This window comes from Paenibacillus tepidiphilus, from assembly GCF_008635795.1.
GTDB lineage: Bacteria > Bacillota > Bacilli > Paenibacillales > Paenibacillaceae > Paenibacillus_AQ > Paenibacillus_AQ tepidiphilus.
Window position 1 is genome coordinate 15,514 of sequence record NZ_VWRQ01000024.1, and the last position, 20,994, is coordinate 36,507.

General features: G+C 54.2%; 15 protein-coding genes. 5 read left to right on the forward strand and 10 right to left on the reverse strand.

The features are described from left to right. Positions 1 to 96: 96 nt before the first annotated feature. Positions 97 to 636 carry a hypothetical protein gene (locus F1379_RS24485; protein WP_150274989.1) on the reverse strand — a complete coding sequence of 180 codons (540 nt, stop codon included), beginning with the start codon at positions 634 to 636 and terminating at the stop codon, positions 97 to 99. A 137-nt stretch (positions 637 to 773) separates the two neighbouring features. Between F1379_RS24485 and F1379_RS24490 the strand changes: the two genes are divergently transcribed. Continuing rightward, positions 774 to 1,676: a phosphatidate cytidylyltransferase gene (locus F1379_RS24490; RefSeq protein WP_420850529.1), complete on the forward strand. Its 903-nt coding sequence runs from the start codon at positions 774 to 776 to the stop codon at positions 1,674 to 1,676. Positions 1,677 to 2,131: 455 nt separating this feature from the next. On the opposite strand, the gene F1379_RS24495 is transcribed toward F1379_RS24490, so the two are convergent. Continuing rightward, the gene (locus F1379_RS24495; RefSeq protein ID WP_150274993.1) at positions 2,132 to 3,418 is read right to left on the reverse strand and encodes a Gfo/Idh/MocA family protein; all 1,287 of its coding nucleotides are present in this window, start codon (positions 3,416 to 3,418) and stop codon (positions 2,132 to 2,134) included. A 182-nt stretch (positions 3,419 to 3,600) separates the two neighbouring features. Between F1379_RS24495 and F1379_RS24500 the strand changes: the two genes are divergently transcribed. After that, entirely contained in the window at positions 3,601 to 4,428 is an 828-nt protein-coding gene (locus tag F1379_RS24500) for a helix-turn-helix domain-containing protein (protein WP_420850530.1), read from the forward strand. A gap of 130 nt (positions 4,429 to 4,558) precedes the next feature. Here the strand turns inward: F1379_RS24500 and F1379_RS24505 are convergent, their stop codons facing one another. Together F1379_RS24505 and F1379_RS24510 are read right to left on the reverse strand one after the other, a co-directional pair. Continuing rightward, positions 4,559 to 5,221: an SGNH/GDSL hydrolase family protein gene (locus F1379_RS24505; protein ID WP_150274995.1), complete on the reverse strand. Its 663-nt coding sequence runs from the start codon at positions 5,219 to 5,221 to the stop codon at positions 4,559 to 4,561. 69 nt (positions 5,222 to 5,290) lie between these two features. After that, complete coding sequence (locus F1379_RS24510) at positions 5,291 to 7,957, reverse strand: YhgE/Pip domain-containing protein (RefSeq protein WP_150274997.1); 2,667 nt, start codon at positions 7,955 to 7,957, stop codon at positions 5,291 to 5,293. Between the two features lie 246 nt (positions 7,958 to 8,203). On the opposite strand from F1379_RS24510, the gene F1379_RS24515 reads away from it, so the two are divergent. The 3 genes from F1379_RS24515 (at position 8,204) to F1379_RS24525 (ending at position 12,542) form a co-directional block, all read left to right on the forward strand. Next, positions 8,204 to 8,731 carry a hypothetical protein gene (locus F1379_RS24515; RefSeq protein WP_150274999.1) on the forward strand — a complete coding sequence of 176 codons (528 nt, stop codon included), beginning with the start codon at positions 8,204 to 8,206 and terminating at the stop codon, positions 8,729 to 8,731. A 216-nt stretch (positions 8,732 to 8,947) separates the two neighbouring features. Further along, positions 8,948 to 11,533: a beta-L-arabinofuranosidase domain-containing protein gene (locus F1379_RS24520; protein WP_150275002.1), complete on the forward strand. Its 2,586-nt coding sequence runs from the start codon at positions 8,948 to 8,950 to the stop codon at positions 11,531 to 11,533. A 154-nt stretch (positions 11,534 to 11,687) separates the two neighbouring features. Then, complete coding sequence (locus F1379_RS24525) at positions 11,688 to 12,542, forward strand: AraC family transcriptional regulator (RefSeq protein WP_150275004.1); 855 nt, start codon at positions 11,688 to 11,690, stop codon at positions 12,540 to 12,542. Positions 12,543 to 13,082: 540 nt separating this feature from the next. Here F1379_RS24525 and F1379_RS24530 read toward each other — a convergent pair. The 6 genes from F1379_RS24530 to arfA form a co-directional block, all read right to left on the reverse strand. Beyond that, positions 13,083 to 14,054 carry a glycoside hydrolase family 43 protein gene (locus F1379_RS24530; protein ID WP_150275006.1) on the reverse strand — a complete coding sequence of 324 codons (972 nt, stop codon included), beginning with the start codon at positions 14,052 to 14,054 and terminating at the stop codon, positions 13,083 to 13,085. A gap of 107 nt (positions 14,055 to 14,161) precedes the next feature. Continuing rightward, positions 14,162 to 15,640, reverse strand: coding sequence for an alpha-N-arabinofuranosidase (locus F1379_RS24535; protein WP_150275008.1), 1,479 nt, complete (start codon positions 15,638 to 15,640; stop codon positions 14,162 to 14,164). 30 nt (positions 15,641 to 15,670) lie between these two features. After that, positions 15,671 to 16,579 carry a carbohydrate ABC transporter permease gene (locus F1379_RS24540; protein WP_150275010.1) on the reverse strand — a complete coding sequence of 303 codons (909 nt, stop codon included), beginning with the start codon at positions 16,577 to 16,579 and terminating at the stop codon, positions 15,671 to 15,673. A gap of 49 nt (positions 16,580 to 16,628) precedes the next feature. After that, a complete protein-coding gene (locus F1379_RS24545; protein ID WP_150275012.1) occupies positions 16,629 to 17,507 on the reverse strand; it encodes a carbohydrate ABC transporter permease in 879 nt (292 codons plus the stop codon). Between the two features lie 78 nt (positions 17,508 to 17,585). Beyond that, complete coding sequence (locus F1379_RS24550) at positions 17,586 to 18,833, reverse strand: extracellular solute-binding protein (protein WP_150275014.1); 1,248 nt, start codon at positions 18,831 to 18,833, stop codon at positions 17,586 to 17,588. A gap of 375 nt (positions 18,834 to 19,208) precedes the next feature. After that, positions 19,209 to 20,720 carry an arabinosylfuranosidase ArfA gene (gene arfA, locus F1379_RS24555; protein ID WP_150275016.1) on the reverse strand — a complete coding sequence of 504 codons (1,512 nt, stop codon included), beginning with the start codon at positions 20,718 to 20,720 and terminating at the stop codon, positions 19,209 to 19,211. Between the last annotated feature and the right edge of the window lie 274 nt (positions 20,721 to 20,994).

The following is a 20,994-nucleotide window of genomic DNA, read 5'->3' on the forward strand; positions in this document are numbered from 1 at the left end:
ATTAAATTTGACGTCTGTTATCACCGCCAAAATATTGGAAGTACGGAGGCAGCCTGCTTCAATCCCTCATCCTGTCCTTGCGATTGCACCGGAGAGCTAAGGCGTATTGTACTCGCTTAATTTGCCTTCATAGATCAGCTGCAGCCTGTCGCTCTGCCGGAAATCATCCGGCGTCACCAGTGCAGGCAGCTTGTTCCACAGCTTGATCCCGGAACGGTCCAGGATTTCCGCAACGAACTGCGAGCAAAAGTAAGAATTGCTGAATTCCACCGGCTCCTTGAGTGCGATGCCGATGACGCCGAGAATGTTGTACAGATATTTTTGACGGCTGCGGATAAAGATGTGCAGAACCCGTTTCATTTTCTCCACTTCGCGTTCGGACACCTTCAGCTCATAGAGGACACATGTAGTATCCGGATATTTACTGAATGTGCCTGTCTTGATATCCTCCCGCACAAATCCGCCGTTCAGCGGGTTATTGGGGTGCTTTCTCCCAAAGCTGTACAGCTCGGAGAGTTCACGGTTAAAGGAGATCGAAGCGTGATTGTACGGCGCTCTCGTATAGCCTTGTATGAGTCTCGTAAACAGTGTGCCGGTATTGGTTAGCAGGATATAAACCGAGCAATCCTCTGCCATTTCTACAATTTCCCCTTATCAAGTTTGAAGGTTTCCCTCATAATAATAAAAGCTGTATCCTTAGATATCTTAACATAAGCTCCCTGATATGGAATCCTATCTCTTGATAAGTTGGTGATGTGCCGGTGAACAGATCCATGGTAACATTAGTGATTATTTTGGCCGCCCTTTCGGCCATCCATCTGATCTATGCGCTTATTAGCAGGCTGCAAAAGGACAAAGATTACTCAGGCATCGCCTTTCGCATCAAGACCTGGTGGGGCATGCTGTTTATCTTCTGTCTGGCCACTCTAATCAATCCGGTCGTCTCCCTGCTGTCCTTAATGGCCCTCAGCTTCTTCGCGCTTAAAGAATATTTCTCCATGATCCGCACGCGAAAAGCCGACCGCAGGCTGTTCCTCTGGGCCTATTTGTCCATCCCGCTGCAGTTCTACTGGATCTATATCGAGTGGTACGGCATGTTTATTGTGTTCATCCCTGTCTATGTCTTTCTGCTGCTGCCGCTGCCGCGGATGATCAACAAAGGCACGCTCGGCTTCCTGCGCAGTGTCAGCTCCACCCAGTGGGGGCTTATGCTGATGGTGTTCGGGCTCAGCCACCTGGCCTATTTCCAGTTCGCCACTCCGGAGTACGGGGCGGGGCTGGTGCTGTTCCTGGTCGTGCTGACTCAGTTGAACGATGCAGTCCACTACCTGGCTTCCATCTATTTCGGCAAAAGAAAAATCGTCCCTACCGCCAACCCGAGCCTGACCTGGGAAGGCTTTAGCTGCGCGTTCATCGTCACGACAGCGGTGTCTTATCTGATCTATCCTTACCTGACGCCGCTTACGCCGGCGTTCGGCTTTCTGTCCGGCATGCTGATCAGCCTGAGCGGATTCTTCGGCAGCCTGACCGTCTCTGTATTGAAGCGGGATCTGCTGATCGGGGATGACGACAAGTTCGCCGCCCTGAGCAAAAGCTACCTGAGCCGGGTCGACAGCCTGGCCTATACCTCACCGGTCTTTTTCCATGTCATCCGTTATTTCTTTGACTTTATGTAGCAGATCATAAGAAGACATCCCTTAGGTTGAGGGATGTCTAGGCCGGAAAGTGAGTCAGTAAAGTTATGGTCTTCCGTCCGCTGTCCGCTGCCCTTCCCCCGATTTCCGGATGAATACCGCCAATTGCTGCAATCCGCTGGTAGCCAGCTCTGTATAGTTAGGATGAACGAAAGGCAGCCCCTGATCGCAGACTGTAGTTGGAAAATCGCCACTTAATTATACCTACATGGAGGATAATCACAGGCCTAGTTAGATATTCGCCACTTAATATGGGTGACAAACAGTAAATCCATCAATATCGACCAATATAAGTGGCGATAATCCAATTAGATGCCCGAAATACGTAATACAGGCTAGATTAGTGTGCGAATATCCAACTATTTGCAGTGAGCGATAAGTTTGGCTTAACTCACCCTACCGACCCTACCCTGTCCTGTAGGATCTTTCGTTTATTCCTATAGCTTAATCAGCTCATCCACCTTCACAGGCAGGCCTGTGGCCATAGAGCGGTTGGCGGCGATGCCCGTGAGAATGGACAGGGCTCCATCCACGTGGGAAGCGGCACGGTGGAAGCGGTCATCGGCCGGACGCTCGAATATGTCGCGCAGCATTACCGGATCTCCGCCCCCGTGGCCCCCGGTGCCTTCCTCGATCTCCACCTCATAAGGTGCCGCAAAATGCGGATAGACCGTAATCTGTTTGTTCTTGAGTGCCCCTTCCGCAGCCTTGTCGCCGCCGGAGTTGACATAGGACTGCTCGACGACCTTGACCTCCAGCCGCCCTTTCGTCCCGTTGAACACTACATTGAAGCCTTCCCATGGCAGATAGGCATTCAGCGAGTAATTCATGATGGTCTTGTTCTTATATTTGACCATTACGCCCATCGTATCCTCAATGCTGATATTGTCGCCGAACACGCTCTGGTCGCGCAAGTAACCGTCTTCCGCTTCAGCATCGAGGTACATGTGCTTCAGATGCTCGTTGTCCTTCAGATGCAAGGCGAACGGATCGTTCTCCGCCGCAGCGCTGCCGTGTACCCGCTGATAGAACTCGGTTACTCCGCGTTTCTCGGCATTCTCCCGCCCGTAGAATCGCAGATCGCCCATGGCATATACCGTATCGGGTCTGGAGCCGAGCCAGAAGTTCATCAGGTCAAAATGATGCGTGGACTTGTGCACAAGCAGTCCTCCGCTGTTGCGCTTGTCGCGGTGCCATCTGCGGAAATAATCCGCACCGTGCTGCGTGTTCAGCAGCCATTCGAAATTGACCGACAGCACCTCACCGATAGTGTCCTCCATAATCAGCTCGCGGATCTTGGTGTTATGCGGCGCATAGCGGTAGTTGAAGGTTACACGCAGCTTGCGGCCCGTCCGTTCAATCGCCTCCAGAATTTCACTGCATTTCTCTATATCCGTCGTCATCGGCTTCTCGGAAATAACATCGCAGCCGAGCTCCATCGCCCAGACAATATAGCGGTGATGCGTACGGTCGATGCTGGTCACAATCACGGTGTCCGGCTTCGTCTCGGCAATCATCCGGTCGAATTCATGGGCCTTATAGACCGGCACCGCATGGTATCCGTACTTTTCTACCAGCAGGCTGTTCGCATATTCCATTCTCACACTATTTACATCGCAGAAGCCGACAATTTCGGCGGTCTCCCGGTAATTCTGTGTAATCTCACCGTAAAAAAATTCGGCGCGTCCGCCCGTTCCGACAAATGCGTATTTTGTGCTGGCCATTATCACTCACTCCATCGCTGATTGAATTGGTTACGCTATCCGGTTATAGTGTACTGTATAAAATAGGTCGCTTTCTAAGCCTTAATTAGCGAATTCTCCATAAACTTTGCAAATCTTAGCTTCACAAGCCGGAGTGAGTGAAATGCCGCACAATGGGGCGGTTCTGAAAGGAGTGATTTCTGGTGCTGCCGGATGAGAACCCTCCCTTTATGATCGAGCAGATCAAAAGGACCGGAACCTTCAGCATGGATATGGACCACATGCATGATACCTATGAAATCTATTATCTGCTTGCCGGGGAGCGCAATTACTACGTCAACAACCTGGTCTATGCCCTGCGCAAAGGCGACCTGCTCTTCATCAACCGGAACGAGCTGCATCGCACCACCGCCAAGGGCAATGTCCGCCATGAGCGGATTCTGATTAATTTCGGACGGGAGTTCCTGGCCGGGCTGATGGCGTCCCTTCCGCTGGCGCTGCCGTTCCTGCACGAACAATGCCTCCTGCTGCGTCCGGATGACCATGATCAGGGCCTGATAGAAAATCACCTGTTCACCATGCTGGAGGAGCAGGGGGCGCAGCGGACCGGGCAGACTGCTTATTTGCAGACGCTGCTGGTGCAGCTGCTCATCGCCATGAACCGCATCCGCGAGAATGCCTCTGAAGCAATCGCACCCGTTCATGACGAGAAACGGCGCAAGGCCTATGAGATCACAGGTTATCTGCAGGCGCATTATACCGAGAAGCTTACCCTTGGCGGGCTTGCGGATACTTTTTATCTCAGCAGCACGTATTTATGCCGCCTGTTCAAGCAATCGACCGGCTTCACCATCATTGAATATCTGAATACGATCCGTGTCCAGGAGGCGCAGCGCCGCCTGCGCGAGACCGATGACAAAGTAACCGCCATTGCCGAAGAGACCGGATTTGACAGCATTGCGCATTTCGGCCGTGTCTTCAAGGCGATCACCCGGCGTTCTCCGCTTCAGTACCGTAAGCAGAACCGTTAAACCATGTCCAGTACCGTTTTCAGTGTATGCATACTCCATAGAGTGAACAAAAAGAGCAGCGATCCTCCCTATACAGGTGGAATCGCTGCTCTGCTCATTGTTGGATACCATTGTTATGCCTGTATCCCTATTAAAGTATCCCGCTCGGCTCTACAGCCTTCAGCCACTCCCGGGCAATCAGCTCATGGCCGGCATACGTCGGATGGACGCCATCCCAGATCCAGTATTCTGCGGACGCCCGCTGTGCAGCGGCTTCGAACGCGGCTTGCAGCGGCACATGCACCGTATCGAATTCCAGGGCAAGACTCCGCACAACCTCCTGGTAATGGGCAATGCGCTTCTGCCATTCCTCCCAGTCCTCCGCCGGAGCTCCCGTATTGAGGATAAAAGGTTCACACAGCACCAGCTTAGTCTCTGGCAGCACGTCGCGGGTCTCCTCAAGCACATGCCGGTACGCCCGCTCGAAACGGTCAGTGCAGCCGCTCGGCTCCCCTTTCATCGTTCGCCACAGATCGTTCACACCAATGAGGATACTGAGCACGTCGGGCTGAAGATAGATGGCATCCTCATTCCAGCGGGCATACAGATCGGAAATCCGGTTGCCGCTGATGCCGCGGTTGTATACGGCCAGTCCCTCCTCCGCCCGTTCGAAGCCCAGCCTGGCTCCGATGATGTAGGCATAGCTGTGCCCCAGGATATGGTTCGGATCAAGATCGCGCCCCCGGTTGCCGTCCGTAATCGAGTCGCCCTGAAACAATATAACCTTGCCTTTCCTTGCGCCGGAATCTGTCATGATTGCACTCCCTCGACATAGATTAATGATGGTATGTGCCCATTATACCAACAACAGGGAGCCTGTTCATCAAGAGATCAGACGGGATTTCTCCGCCCGCTCGGCAGCCTTCCGGATAAAGGGCTCCAGCGGTTTTTGCAGCGTCAGCGCCAGCAGCATGGCGAGCAGGCCGGAGAGCAGCAGGAGCAGAACGTCGCGGATCGCCACCTCCGGAACCACTCCGCCTACCGTTTCCCTCATCAGGCTGATTGCATACGTAAAGGGCATGAACGGATGCAGCAGCTGGAACCAGTGCCCCGTGGTGCTGACGGGAAAGGTGCCGCCCGAGCTGGAGAACTGCAGCACCATGAAGATGATGGCAATGCCCTTGCCGATATTGCCGAATACGGCGACCAGAGAATAAATAATGGTTACAAACACCAGGCTGATCAGCAGCGCGGCCAGTACAAACCCTGCCCGATTGGCGGCATAGCCTCCCAGGAGAAACAGGTTGCCGAGCCCGGCAACCAGCGCCTGCAGCACGCCGATCGTCATAAAGGTCAACAGCCGGCCGAAGTACTTCTGCCGGCTGCTGTAAGCCATCCCGCCGGTGTCCTCTACTGTCGTGCGCAGCAGCGATACCAGCAGCGTCCCGCCCACCCAGAGGGACAGCACGACATAGAACGGCGTCATTGCCGAGCCGTAATTGGGGATCGGGTACAGCGCATGCTCCTTCAGCTCTACCGGACTGGCCAGGAAATCGCTGGTGGTCTTGATATCTCCCCCCAGAAGTTGAGCCAGCTCATCCAGGTTTACGTCTTCCTTGACGCTGCGCACCGTGGCTGCCGCTTTCTGTATGGCGGCTTCCAGCGCGGGCAGATCGCTGCGCACCAGCCCGGCAGCACGCGATACGCCTCTGCCGGCCTGCGGCAGTCCGCCCTCTACCAGCTGTGCAGCCTCGCGCAGCCGCTCTTCAGCCGCGGGCAGGTCCGTGCGGGCGAATTCGGCGGCGCGGTGCACCGCCGCGCCTGCGGCAGGCAGGCCGCTCTCGATACGCGGCAGCGTCTCCGTGAACAGCCCGCTCAGCGCCGCCAGCCGCTCTGCCGTTCCGTCCGCAGCAGCCTGCAGCCCGCTACGGACCGCGGGCAGCTCCTCCCGCAGCGCCGCCAGCCGGGTCCCGCCGAAGGCAATCGCTTCCTGCGCTTCGGCCAGCAGCGATGAGAGGGCCTCCAGCTGCTGCGGCACATTCGCCAGCGTGCCGGAGGCATCCGCCGCGCTGGCGGTAAGCCGGCTGAGCGACTGACGCAGCGCGGGCTGCGTCTTGCCGCTGTATCCGGCGGCGAACCGCTCCAGCGCTTCGAGACCCTGCTGCGCGGTCTCGCTGAACTGCGCGAGCTGCGCCGCCGCCGGCTCGCCGCCCTTCTCCAGGCCGGCCGCCAGCCTCCCGGCCTGCTCCGCCCCCGCGCCGTAGCGCTGCTGCGCGGCGCGCAGGCCCTGCAGCTCCGCGCCGGACACGGCATCCGGCGCGAGCGCATGCACTGCGGCCAGCAGCGCGGCCGCATCCCCGAGCGCAGCGCTCCCCGCCGCGAGCTCGGCGGAGGCGCTGCGCAGCTGCGGCGCGGCGGGCTCCGCGCCGCCCTCCAGCCGGCCGGCCAGAAGCACGGCCGCGTGGCCGGTCTGCTGCAGCAGGAGCAAATTCTGCTGCAGCACTGCCGGAACGGCGGCGAAGGCGTCGCCGTTCGCCGCCAGGTACTGCTGCAGCTGCCGCTCCAGCTCAGCGGCAGCGGTGAACTGCGCCGCGTCCGGCAGCCTGTCCGCGGCGGCGGCCACGGCGGTCTCCGCTTCCGCCAGCCGGGCGGAGGCCGCCTCCAGCAATTCGTCCACCCGGCCGAATTGCCCAGCCAGGGCGGCGGTCTGCTGCGCCGCCTGCATAAGCCCCGGCAGCTGCGCCTGCAGCGGACGCAGACGTTCTGCGGCCGCGCTGAGCTGCGGCCAGTCTGCATCCAGCGCCTGCGCCGCCTGGCCGGCGCGCTCCAGCGCAGGCAGCCTGTCCGTCAGTGCAGTGAGCGTCTGCGCCTGGGCCGCTATTTCCGGCCATTGCCGCTCCAGCTTCAGCACCAGCCTTCCGGCTTCCTCCAGCTCCGGCAGATGCGCCTCCAAGGTGAACAGTCCCTGCTCCACGCGCCGGATTACAGGCAGCTCAGCCTGAAACTCGCGGTCGATTCCGCGGAGAGCTGTCAGTACGGTACTGCTGATCTCCTGCGTGAAATGCTCGCCGATTTGCGCCGTAATGGTCGAGGCGCCTTTGGCCGTGATTTTGGGAGCGATCGCATTGATTTTCTCATTGACGGTGTATATGAGCTGCGGCTTGTCCAGTCTGCCCTCCAGAAGGCCTCCCAGCTTGCGGGAGAAATCGGCCGGAATCACGATGCTCGCATAATAATCGCCCCGCCGGACGCCGCTGCGGGCTGTCTTCTCATCCGTAAAGATCCAGCCAAGCGTCCTGTTCCCGCGCAGACTATCCAGTACCTGCCCGCCGATATTAAACTGCTGCCCCTCCACACTGGTCCCCTCATCCAGATTCACCACAGCAATCCGGATTCCTGAAGTATTGCTGTAAGGGTCCCACACCGCAGCTACATTCACCCAGTCATAGACCGACGGGAGCACGATCAGGGCGCAGACCAGCAGCAGCGCCACCGGCGCCTTGAACAGATTAAGCCAATCCCTGCGGTAAATTCTCCAAATGTTCGCCACTCTCTGCCGTCACCTCCGGACTATAAATCGGATAATTTAATATGCCCGGCGGAATGGAATTTGTTGCATGCAGGGAACGGGAGGACTGCGGCGTCTAATAGAAGTAACGAAGCATGAATTTGTTGCAACATTTTTTGCAGAGATTCGTTTATAGTTGTACATCCCCCGTTTAAGAACGATAGCTGGGGGTAAAGAGGTATATAGACCTATCTGACCGTAATGAATTATGCCAAGGGGGAAATCATCATGAATTCAAAAAGATCTGCCTACGTGCTGCCCGCACTGCTTCTGCTTAGTCTTTCCCTCGCATCGACGGCAAGCACATCTCTGTCGCGGGCGGAGGCGCAAAGCGGAAATTCCGACCGGGAATTCACCGTATACATCGACTCGCTGCAGTCTCATGGCCATAAGCTGGTCCTGGACGCAGATGAAATCGGCTGGTACGAAGGTCCCGCAGCCGACAAAGTATTCGCAGAGCGTGATCCGGAAAGCGCAGCCGAACTGGGCGGGGCACCGGATGGCTATTATATTATCAACGACAGCGACACCTTAGCCTCTTATCCGGTAGCGCCGGACGCCAAGGTGGTCATGCAAATCCACGACCGCACAGGCAACATAGAGGATCTGGATATTAACTGGAACGAGGAGATAGCCTTAAGCCAATTCACCGGTGAATTTGCCAAGAAGGATATCATCGACCTGAGCCAGTCTCCGTATCATTTGACCATCCGGGACGGCGAAGTCGTCTCCATCGTTCAGCAGTACACTCCTTAACCCTGACGTTACTCGAAGCGCACCGCCCGGCGGTGCGCTTCTTTTTGGCTTGCAGGGCATCTCGTCAAGCGTCCGGAAGAGCCAGATAAATCTAACCTTTTCACACTTATTCAGCCGCTGCAGCCATTTACGCAAAAACACTTTATCTATAGGCTTATTTATGTAATCTACATTGCCTGAAGCGGCACTGAATACGTATAGGAATGGTGATAAAATATGCCTGTTGGAACAACCCCGCAGCTGACGGCGGACCGCGGCGACATCAAGGATTTCCGCATGGATCAGGTGAACGTAAGCGACCCTTATTTCGGCAATGCCTTCGCCAAGGAGATTGCTTACCTCAAGAGCTACGACCCGGACCGGCTGCTGGCCGGCTTCCGTGAGACCCGGGGCCTTGCGCCCAGGAAGGACAAGTATCCCGGCTGGGAGAGCACGGAAATCCGCGGCCACACCCTGGGACATTATCTTGCTGCACTTGCCCAGGCATACTCCGGCACCGGGGATGACGAAATCGCTCTGCGGCTGAAATATCTGATATCCGAGCTGGCCCTTTGCCAGCATGACAACGGCTACCTGTCGGCCTTCCCGGAGGTGTTATTCGACAACGTGGAGAACCGGAAGCCGGCCTGGGTTCCCTGGTACACCATGCACAAGATCATTTCCGGGCTGACGGCGGTATATTCCGCCACCGGTAATGAAACCGCTCTCGACATTGTCGGCAAGCTGGGCGACTGGGTGTACAACAGAGCCTCTGCCTGGTCCCCTGAGCTGCAAGCCCAGGTGCTGTCCGTAGAATATGGCGGAATGAACGACTGTCTGTACGATGTGTACAAGATCACCGGCAGCAAGCTCCATCTGCACGCCGCCCATTGCTTCGACGAGCTGAGCCTGTTCACCCCGGTTCGTGAAGGCAGGGATATTCTGAAGGGTAAGCACGCCAACACCACCATTCCGAAGTTCATCGGCGCTCTGAACCGGTACCGCGTCCTGGGCGAGAGCGAGGTCTTCTACCTGGAAGCGGCGCAGCAGTTCTGGGAGATGGTCGTCAACCATCACAGCTATATTACCGGCGGCAACAGCGAGTGGGAGCATTTCGGCGACCCTGACCTGCTCGACCGCGAACGCTCGAACTTCACCGCCGAGACCTGCAACAGCTACAATATGCTGAAGCTGTCCCGTGAGCTGTTCAAGCTGACCGGAGACGTGAAGTACGCCGATTTCTATGAGAATACGTTCATTAACGCCATCCTCTCCTCCCAGCATCCGCACACAGGGATGACGATGTACTTCCAGCCGATGGCCACCGGCTATTTCAAGGTCTACAGCTCACCCTTCGAGCATTTCTGGTGCTGCACGGGAACCGGAATGGAGAGCTTCACCAAGCTGAATGACAGTATTTACTTTTATGATGCCGAAGGTATCTATGTGAACCAATACCTTAGCTCGGCATTGGTCTCGGAAGAACACGGCCTCAAGCTGGTACAGCGTGCTGCGCTTCCTGATCGGGACACCGTGCATTTCGAGCTGGAAGTGCTCAGCCCGGCTGCTCAGCCGCTGGCCCTGAAGCTGCGGATTCCCGACTGGATTGCCGGATCACCCGAGCTGCTGCTGAACGGTGAACCGGCCGGCTTCACCGTGGAAGGACGTTACGCCGTACTGAACAGAGTATGGGCCAGCGGGGACAGCCTGACGCTCCACCTGCCGATGAAGCCGGCTTACTACACATTGCCCGATGCGCCCCACGTCGTCGCTTTCAAATACGGCCCGGCCGTACTGAGCGCGGCGCTGGGACAGGAAGATATGGCGGTATCCGCAACCGGCGTGGACGTCAGCGTGCCGACGCGGAACATGCTGGTGAAGGATTTCCTCACCCTGCAGACCTCACCGGACGCATGGCTAACGGACTTCGCCGGAAATTTCGTGCAGACGGAAGGCGGACTTGCCTTCACCCTGCGCGGTACGGACGAAGATCAGCGGCTGGTCTTCACTCCGCATTACAAGCAGCATAGCGAGCGGTACGGGATGTATTGGCGGCTGGTCGAAGCCGATTCACCGGAGCTGCAGCAGCATCTCCTGCAGGGCAAGCTGCGCCAGCGGGTAGCGGATGCGACCCTGGACAGCCTGCCGGTAGGCAACGATCAATACGAGCTGGAGCATGGCGTGAAGGGCGAGCAGACCACCGTAGCGACCTGGGACGGATACAATATCCGCAAAGCGGAGAAAGGCGGCTGGTTCAGCTACCGGATGAGAACCGCACCGGAGGAGGACAATTTCCTGTCCGTAACCTATTTCTGGGGCAGCAACGGCAAGGATATCGCTATCTATATTGACGGGGAGCTGCTGGTCAGCGAGACCCTGCATACCGATGAGCCGCGCAGCTTCTACACGAAGCTCTACCCGCTGCCGGCCGCCCTCACCCGCGGCAAGAGCCAGGTCGAGGTCAAATTCGTCATCCCCGGACAGGAGAACGGGATCTTTGACCTGCTGCGCATGATGACCGGCTTCGACGGCAATGCTGAGCTGCAGTCGCTGGAATTCAGTACTGGGGAGCTGTCCCCTGCTTTCACCGGCAAGCATCCGGTTTATACGCTTACTGTTCCGGCCGGTACCGGACGGATAACACTGAAGGCCACGCCGCAGCATAAGAATGCCTTGGTTTATGTGGACGGCGTTCTGATCGAAGATACGCTGCCCAGAGAGGTTATGCTGAAGGAAGGCGCCGCCGCTTCGCTGCATGTTGCCGTCAAGGCAGAGGACCAGGAAGCCACAATGGAGTATACTGTCGATATTATTCAGGCTTAGCCTGAAAGCTGGAAGCTGTTCCGGTTGCAGCGGGCTCTGCGCCGGAACAGCTTTTTGCCTATCCATTGAACTGGCAGGCGGCTGTGCTTATACTGAATGAAGCTATGAAGTTATGAGTCTAATAAATGCGTACAATAAGCAAAGGGGTACAGCTATGATTGCCTATGAGCTAAGAGTGGAGACACCGGTGGATCTGGAGATCACGGGCAAATTTCTCGCCCCCTCCCCCGATTGGATCCATATGAGCCGGATTTTGCAGGACTATGAACTGATCGTGATGACCGAAGGCGTGCTTTATCTTGCCGGGGATCAGCAGCATTTCACTGTAGCCCCGGGCGAATATCTGCTTCTGCCGCCTCACACGCGGCAATACGGATACCGGGCATCTTCCTGCAGCTTCTACTGGCTGCACTTCAGGACGCCGCAGCCGGTCCAATCCTTAGACCTAACCGCCCCGCCGGGAGAGCCGGAGGAGCACAAGCTGATCCTCCCGCAATATGGAGAGCTGAAGAGTCCGGAGAAGATCATTGTCCTGATGAAACAGCTGCAGGATTGCGTGCGCGGCTATAACCAGAAGACGCTGAACAATTATATGTCGACCGCCGTATTGTGCGAGCTCTACAGCCAGGTTTTCCACAGTGTGCAGCATCCGCCGCGGAAGACGAAGCAGGAGCAGCTTTACAACGACATTGTCGACTATATCAAATGGAGCCGCAGCCAACAGATCAAGGTCTCACAAATTGCCGATTATTTCGGCTACAATGAGAAATACCTCTCGCACCTGTTCACTACGATCTCCGGGACTTCCCTGAAGCAGTTCATTCTGCAGCAGCGGATGGAGCTGGCGAAATTTCTGCTCACGGATACCAACCGGAATATCACCGAGGTCTCGCAGGAACTGGGATATAAGGATGCTCATAACTTTATGAAATCCTTCAAGAAAATCGTCGGCCTGACCCCGTCCGAATACCGGAATGCCTATGCCAAACGGCTGTTATTCTATGAATAATAAGCATAAAGCGTAAATCTCCGGGGCCACCGGAGCTTCCTATTGGCTTGCAGACCACACAGACGTTATTTCGTTATTAAGCCCGTTATCGCCCGATGATCGGACACAGCGGCACTTATTTCGGCTGAACAGAGAGATGTATGCGTTATCATTCTCAAACAAGCGCAATACCTGTACGGTCCTTTACCCAGTCAAGAAAGTCTGAATAGATAAAACAACCGCATTGAAGTCCGTTAGGCGGTTAATGAGAGAAGCTTCTCCATTATTGGAGCGCTGATCATCCTTACGGACAACTGATTATAATTATAGAGGGCAGCCCCGCTCGCTTAACTAAGCGTGCAGGGCTGCCCTCTATGCGCCGGTTGACACCGGTTGCGATTGCCTCCGTTGGTTCCGGTTGGTTCCGCACGGTTCCAGTCGGTTCCGGTGGTTTCGGTTGTTCCCGGATGTTCCCGGTTGTCTCTCGTTGTTGCCGGTTCTCTTCAGTTGTTCCCAGTTACAACCGGACAATCTCCGTTGTTATATCCAGTCTTTTCCTCATTAACCTTCCTGCTTGCGGCTGTCCTTTACCGGAACACCGAAATGCGGAGTGCCGTCTTCGTTCCAGGCCAGCACCTGCGCACGGGTATGGCGGTTCGGATCATAGAGCGGATCACCGGTAATCTCCTTATAATTGCGGCAGTGGTAGATCAGCACATCCTCCCCGTCTTCGTTGACGGTGAAGCTGTTGTGGCCCGGACCGTATTGTCCGTTCTCCTCGGAGGTCTGGAATACCGGCTCCGGCAGCTTGGTCCACGACGCAGCATCGAGCAGGTCGCTGTCCTCATCGGCATAGAGCAATCCCATGCAGTAGTTGTGGTCGGTGGCGCTTCCCGAGAAGCTCATGAAGATGCGCCCGTTCCGTTTCAGCACCGCAGCACCCTCATTGACCAGAAAACCGATTTTCTCCCATTCATATTCAGGAGTGGCGATCATCGTCTGCTTGCCCTTAAGTGTCCATGGATTGCTCATCTCCGAGATGTACAGATTGGAGTTGCCGGGAATTTCCGGGTCCTTCTGTGCCCATACATAATAGCGGACACCCTTATGTTCGAATGAAGTTGCATCCAGGGCGAAGGATTCCCAAGCGGTCTTGACCTGGCCTTTCTCGGTCCATGTGCCTTCCAGCGGATTAGCCGATTCGTTCTCCAGGGCGAACATACGATGGTCGAACAGCCCTTCGTTAGTCTCGGTCGTACGGGCTGCGGCGAAATAGATATACCATTTGCCGTCGATGTAGTGAATCTCCGGGGCCCAGATATTGGCACTTAGCGGGCCGGTCTCATATTTGCGCCAGGCTACCGCCGGTTCGGCATCCCGCAGGCCTTCAAGGGTCTTGGCTCTGCGCACTTCAATCCGGTCGTATTCCGGTACCGAAGCCGTAAAGTAATAATATCCGTCGCTATGCTTATATACCCATGGATCGGCACGCTGCTCGATCAGCGGATTATTGTATTCTCTGTTTCTGCTCATAATGGTTTCTCCTTTAGTCTTATACTTTATTTCTGCAGGGAGAGCAGAAAGAACGGACGGACCAAGACGCTGCGGCCTGCCGTTCCTTCTCTCCCCAGGTACTATGGCTACTCCAGGGTCAGAACGGCGACACAAGCCGGCGGCAGCTCGCAGGTCAGCAAGCCGTCCTTGAGGGTTGCACCATTATAAGGAACCGGCGCCACATTGTCCGGTGACTGGAATGTATTGTGGGCATCCAGGTCTTTATGCGTCAGAATCTGTCCGGTTACAGAACCGGCCTGCAGACCGTCGACGGCAACCTTGAGGCAGGCACCGTCAACATGGCTCAGATTGCAGATGGACACATATAGCTTGCCCGCTTCATCGCGGGAGGCTGTGACGCTCAGCTGCGGAATTTGATCCCCGCCGAGACTGTAAACCGGACTATCATAAGCAACCTCCAGCAAATCATTGTCCTGATGCACCTTGTACATGTTGAGTACATGGTAAGTCGGCGTAAGCAGCATCTGCTCGCCTTCGGTCAGAATTAACGCCTGCAGCACATTGACCATCTGCGCCAGGTTCGCCATGTGCACACGACCGCTGTGCTTCTGGAATATGTTCAGGTGAATTCCCGCCACCAGAGCATCGCGCAGCGTGTTCTGCTGATACAGGAAGCCCGGGTTCGTCCCCGGCTCACTGAGGAACCAGGTGCCCCATTCATCTATAATCAATCCTACCCGCCGCTCCGGGTCATATTGATCCATTATTGCGGAGTGGCGCGTAATCAGCTCATCCATATATAGTGATTTCTTCATCGTCTCGAACCACTCGTCCGCTTCAAAGCCCAATGCAGAGCGCTTCTCTTCCCAGCTTCCGGGAATCGTATAGTAGTGCAGGCTCAAGCCGTCCATGAAGCGCCCCGATTCGCGCATCAGCACCTCAGTCCAGTGGTAATCGTCAATGTTGGCGCCGCCGGCAACCTTATAAAGCCGGTTATCGCCATAATTGCGGGCATAGGTCTGATAGCGGCGGTACAGGTCGCTGTAATATTCCGGGCGCATATTGCCTCCGCAGCCCCAATTCTCGTTGCCTACACCGAAATATTTCAGCTTCCACGGCTCCTTCTGCCCGTTCTCTTCCCGCAGAGCCGCCATCGGCGATTCGCCGTCAAAGGTCATATACTCGACCCATTCGGCCATCTCCTGGACCGTGCCGCTGCCGACATTGCCGCAAATATACGGCTCACACTCCAGCAGCTCGCATAGACGGAAGAATTCATGCGTGCCGAAGCGGTTGTCTTCCACGACTCCGCCCCAATGGGTGTTGATCATGCGTTTGCGTTCCTCCGGCCGGCCGATGCCGTCCTTCCAGTGATATTCATCGGCAAAACAGCCTCCCGGCCAACGCAATACGGGAATCTTCAGCTCTTTCAGTGCAGATACGACATCGTTGCGTATTCCGTCGGTATTCGGGACCGGCGAATCTTCTCCGACCCATAGCCCTTCATAGATACATCTGCCCAAATGCTCGGCGAAATGCCCGTACAAATATTTGCTGATCCGATGTACAGGAACATCGGCATTGATTCTAAGATTTACAGTCATCGGCTTCTCACTCCTTGGGCGTTTTTTTGTTTAGCCCTTTATCCCGGAATTCAGGTTAATGGATTGCGTAAAATATTTCTGCGCGAACAGGAAGATGACAAGTGTCGGAATAATCGCCAGGATCGCCGAGCCCATCAATTGGCCGATCATCCGGTAGTTTCCGTAAATATCCTGCAGCAGCAAGAGCCCCGCCGTTACCGGCATTTTGTCCACATCGGTAAATACGATAACCGGCCACAGGAAGTCATTCCACGAGCCCGTAAAGGAGAACAGTGCGCATACAATCAATACCGGTCTAACGAGCGGCATAATGATGGACCAATAAATCCGGAAATGTCCGGCGCCGTCCACATGTGCGGATTCATCGAGATCCTTGGGAATGCCCCGCATAAACTGTCTTACAAGGAAGATGTTGCCCATACCGGCCAGACCCGGAATAATCATCGCCCATGCAGAGTTGACCCAACCAAGGCTGTCGATAATTTTGTAGGAAGGAATCAGGTTTACAACGCCCGGGAAGAAGGAAATCCCCATCAAGGTGAAAAAGAGGGTGTCCCGTCCCTTGAAGTTCATCCGTGAATAGCCGTAGCCGGTAATCGAGATGACCACCACTACGAGGAACGTGTGCAGTGAGGCGATATACAGCGAGTTAACCAGCCAGCGCAGGATAGGTGCCGTTGATGTGTTCTCCAGAATGGTGACATAGTTGTCAAATATCCATTCCTTCGGAAACAGACGGAATCCGGAGGAGACCACTTCGGTCTGCGAACGGAAAGAGGTAGTGATCCCGAAGACAACCGGAACAATCCAAATTACGCACAAAATAAGCAAGAACAGATAGGAGATATATTTGGAAATGCTGATACTGGAGCCTTTTTTTGCTTTGCTATTATTGATTAACGGACTCTTGTTCACTTGCTCCGCCATCTGATTTGACATATGATTACACCCGCCTTTTCAAATTCCAGTTTCATCCGTGCCCGTGCACTTAAGCCGCATTCCGGTTCATCACGTAATACTGCAGAGCCGAGATGATGAGGATAACGATACCCAGCAGCACCGCCATCGCCGAAGCCATCCCTGCAATGGATTCCCCGTTGCCGAAGGCTAACTGGCGGATATACATCATCAGAACATGCGTGCTTTGGCGCGGTCCGCCGTCGGTCATCATGAGCGGCTGGCCAAAGACGTTGAACGCGCCGGCGGTAGTCATGACAAAGGTATAGATCAGCGGGAAGCGGATGGAAGGCAACGTAATGCTCGCGAATCTGCGGATCGGACCGGCGCCGTCGATGGACGCCGACTCATAGAGGTCCTGGGCTACACCGCTGATAGATGCGCGGTAAATAATCAGGTTGCCCCCGACGCCGCCCCAGACTGTAATGACAATAATGATGATCCAGGCATACGGCTGGTTGGCCGGCCAGGAGACATCGGAGTTGAACAGATTGCCTACGAAGCCCAGCTGTTTATTGAACAGCAGAAGCCAGATCAGCGCACCGGCAGAAATGGAGATCAGGCCCGGAACATAAAGAACAGCCTGAATCAGACCCTTACCCTTTACTTTCTTATGTTCGAGGGCAACGGCAATCAGGAGCGGAAGCACAATCAGGACAGGCACGGTAAAGAGCACGAAGAGCAGCGTGTTCTTGAGACCGTTGGTAAATTGCGTATGGAAGGTAGATGTGCCGTCAAACAGAATGGTTCTGTAGTTGTCGAGACCTACCCATGTCGGGTCGCTCATCAGGTTCCACTTGGTGAAGGATGCGTATATCCCGTAAATGGTCGGCAGCAGAATAAAGATAAGAAATAATATGATGTGCGGACCTACAAAGAAAGCTGGAGCCAGACTCATTTTCTTTTTCATAAGCAATCTTTTCTCCTTTGGCACAAAGCAATGTACCGTAATCGGCACATTGCTTTATGCAGTCATTTCCTTTATCTGTTACTGCGCTGCGCCCGCGCTTTCGGCAATCTTGTCTTCTACGAATTTCTGCATGGTCTGCAGCGTCTCGTCGATATCGACATTGCCGCGGACGATATCGCCGCAATAAGTGTCTACAGCTTCAGCAATGTATGGATAGTATTCGTAGGTGTAGATGTAAAGGGACTGAGTTTCTTTTTCATCGGAGGTGAAGAAGGATTGCATATAATTCTTGTATTCAGGGCTTTCATTCACTTGCTTCGAGGCTACGATCTGACCGGCTTTCGCCCATTCCATCGAGTTGGCACGGATGAATTCCAGGAACTGGCCAATACCTGCCACTTTCTCTTCGGATCTGTCTTCGTTCTTCAGCATCGCGAACAAGTGGGAGGAGCCTCTGTTCGTGAACTTGTCGGCGGAAGTGGAGTATACATTGGTAACCCCGAAGTTCAGGCCTTCAACGCCGGCATGTGCCGTGGAGCTCCAGGTACCGTCTGTGGAGAACAGAACGTTGCCGGATTGGAACATCAGGTAGCCGTCTTCGCCGAATGGAGTCATCAGGCCGGCATCATTAACCTTCTTAACCTCTTCGAACGCCTGCTTCATTACCGGAGTGTTCACTGCAGGCTTTCCATCCTGCTGGATGTCTCCGCCAAGGTTCTGGATTTGCGCCAGGATGACCCAGCCCAGGAGAGCGTCATTCACTACATAATCGCCTTCGTCCAGCTTGCCTTGCAGCGACAGCATTTCATCGATGGTTACCACATTGTCGTCGAGGAAGGATTCCACACCGTATTTCGCAAGCAAATCCTTATTGTAATACATAACGTTAGCGTGAATATCAAGCGGCACTGAATACTGAACATTGTCGATGGTTCCAGTCGACCATGCCTGCGGCAGATAGTTGTCCTGCTTCAGTTCCGGCTGCGCAGCGATCACGTCAGTCATCGGCTCCAGTACACCCTGCTTCACATAACCCGGTACGCGGTCCGCATGGATGATGGACAGATCCGGAACCCCTTTACCGGAGCTCAGAACAGTAGATATCTTGGTATACATATCGGCCGTAATGACGTGTTTCACTTTAATCTCCGGATTGGTTGCATTGTAATCCTTGACCAGCTGATCCATATAAGCACCGTCATCACCAGTCAGCGGCGTCCAGAACGTAATTGTCTTTGTATTGTCGTCCCCACCGCAACCTGTCAAAACCGTGGATAATAAAAGTACAGAAGCTAATACTGAAAAACCCCACTTTTTCTTCAACACTTTCTCCTCCTAATGTACTGATTTTAGTCAATTATCTACAAAATGTTTTTGCAAACAACGAACCCTGTGTAAGTAACTACTTTAAATTCTTATAAACCGTTTCATGTATCATTTAATGAATTCGCTTACAGTTATAAAATATCATACAATATTACGCTTGTAAATATAAAAATATAAATCTTTTTACACTTAATAAAACTAAAGTACATCCTTACGATATAAACCACTGAAAACACCATGTTTTTTCTGGTATCTTTCAGATTCATTTTATATAAATATAAACTAACACTTCGTTGTAAGCGTTTTATGTAACAAAATCGCCTGCTTCCAAAAGAGAGCTACTCCCTATACAGAGCAGCTCTTTTCGAGTCCGGTTTATTTGGCCAGACGAATTACATTCCATGAAGCCTTCGGTAATACTGTCTCTACATAGCCGTCCTTGCAGGTCGTATCCTTCATCAGCTGCGGCTTCACACGCTCCTCGCCTGCGCTGTTGACGGCCTTCAAATCATCATGCTGAAGCACGATGTGTTCCAGCAGTGAATAACCGGCAAATCCCCGGACATCACAGCTGAGATGCAGCCCTTCCTCCAAGTTGCGGTTCACGGCGAAAATGGTCAGCTCACCGGCTTCTTCGTTGTATACGATCGCACTGTCCAAATAAGGAACATCGGTATAATCCTGTGCATCGTATTTCGGGCTGTTTACCACCGGCTGCAATGAAATTCCGCGTCCGTATCTCGAAGCATGCATATATGGATAGAAAATCGTCTGCTTCCAGGCGGCTCCGCCCGCTTCTGTCATGATCGGCGCGATTACATTGACGAGCTGGGCCAGACAAGCCATCTTCACCCGGTCGGCATGGCGGATAAAGGTAATCAGCATGCTGCCAACGAGCAGCGCATCCTCAAAATTATAATGATCCTCCAACTGCGGCGGCCCGACGGTCCATGGTTCGATCTTCGAGTCCGCATCGTTGGAATGATACCACACATTCCACTCGTCGAAGCTGAGATTCATCTTCTTCTTGCTGCGTTTCTTCGCTTGGATATAATCGCAGGTCGCGGTCACCGTCTTGATGAAATGCTCCAGATCCATGCTGCGCGCCAGGAAATTGGCCGAATCATTGTCACGGTTGCCGTAATATTGATGAAGCGATACATAATCGGCCACATCATACGTATGCTCCAGCGTTATAGCCTCCCAATCCGGGAAGGTCGGCATGGCCGAGCTGGAGCTGCCGCAGGAGACCAGCTCAATATCGGGGTCCACCAGCCGCATCGCTTTTCCGGTCTCATAAGCCAGTCTGCCGTATTCGGCGGCCGTCTTCTGTCCGATCTGCCACGGACCATCCATCTCATTGCCGAGGCACCAGGTCTTGAACTTGTGAGGCTGCTCCACACCGTGACTCCGGCGCAGGTCGCTCCAGTACGAGCCTCCCGGATGATTGCAGTATTCCAGCAGATTGCGGGCCGCATCCACACCGCGGGTGCCCAGGTTAACGGCCATCATGACATCCGAGCCCACATCCTTGGCCCACTGGGCAAATTCGTTGGTGCCCACTTCATTCGGTTCTATGGTTCTCCAGGCCAGCTCCAGCCTGCGCGGTCTGTTCTCTACCGGCCCTACGCCGTCCTCCCAATTGTATCCCGAAACGAAATTGCCTCCGGGGTAGCGAATAATCGGCACATTCAGCTCTTGAACAAGCCCCTTCACATCATTCCGGAAGCCGAGCGCATCTGCCGCCGGGTGCCCGGGTTCATATATTCCGCCGTATACCGCTCTGCCCAAGTGCTCGATAAAGGAGCCGTATATGCGCTTATCCACTTCAGCAATCACAAATGCTTTGTCCACAATCAACGTCGCCTTAAGTACATCTGCCGCCATACTAACCACCTGCCATTTTATGTTTTTATCAAATAGTTAAAAAACATTTGAATGTATCCGCTTGCAGATATAAAATAACATATATAAGGGTTAAAGTAAATTGAATGTTTAAAACTTTTTATACTTTTATAAAGTAAAAAAGAAATTTTTCTTATAATTTCCGTAATTTCGGTGATTTTTACAATTGTCAGGCTGTAATATTTAATTTATTATGAAAAAAAGGCAGCTTGTATTGCAAAAATGCTGTAAAATTTATGAGAAGACACAAATAAAG

What these genes read in the sequence shown, in the direction of transcription:
- F1379_RS24485 (WP_150274989.1), bottom strand. Translation starts at nt 636, where the DNA reads ATGGCAGAGGATTGCTCGGTTTATATCCTGCTAACCAATACCGGCACA.
- F1379_RS24490 (WP_420850529.1), top strand. Translation starts at nt 774, where the DNA reads ATGGTAACATTAGTGATTATTTTGGCCGCCCTTTCGGCCATCCATCTG.
- F1379_RS24495 (WP_150274993.1), bottom strand. Translation starts at nt 3,418, where the DNA reads ATGGCCAGCACAAAATACGCATTTGTCGGAACGGGCGGACGCGCCGAA.
- F1379_RS24505 (WP_150274995.1), bottom strand. Translation starts at nt 5,221, where the DNA reads ATGACAGATTCCGGCGCAAGGAAAGGCAAGGTTATATTGTTTCAGGGC.
- F1379_RS24515 (WP_150274999.1), top strand. Translation starts at nt 8,204, where the DNA reads ATGAATTCAAAAAGATCTGCCTACGTGCTGCCCGCACTGCTTCTGCTT.
- F1379_RS24520 (WP_150275002.1), top strand. Translation starts at nt 8,948, where the DNA reads ATGCCTGTTGGAACAACCCCGCAGCTGACGGCGGACCGCGGCGACATC.
- F1379_RS24525 (WP_150275004.1), top strand. Translation starts at nt 11,688, where the DNA reads ATGATTGCCTATGAGCTAAGAGTGGAGACACCGGTGGATCTGGAGATC.
- F1379_RS24530 (WP_150275006.1), bottom strand. Translation starts at nt 14,054, where the DNA reads ATGAGCAGAAACAGAGAATACAATAATCCGCTGATCGAGCAGCGTGCC.
- F1379_RS24535 (WP_150275008.1), bottom strand. Translation starts at nt 15,640, where the DNA reads ATGACTGTAAATCTTAGAATCAATGCCGATGTTCCTGTACATCGGATC.
- F1379_RS24540 (WP_150275010.1), bottom strand. Translation starts at nt 16,579, where the DNA reads ATGTCAAATCAGATGGCGGAGCAAGTGAACAAGAGTCCGTTAATCAAT.
- F1379_RS24545 (WP_150275012.1), bottom strand. Translation starts at nt 17,507, where the DNA reads ATGAAAAAGAAAATGAGTCTGGCTCCAGCTTTCTTTGTAGGTCCGCAC.
- arfA (WP_150275016.1), bottom strand. Translation starts at nt 20,720, where the DNA reads ATGGCGGCAGATGTACTTAAGGCGACGTTGATTGTGGACAAAGCATTT.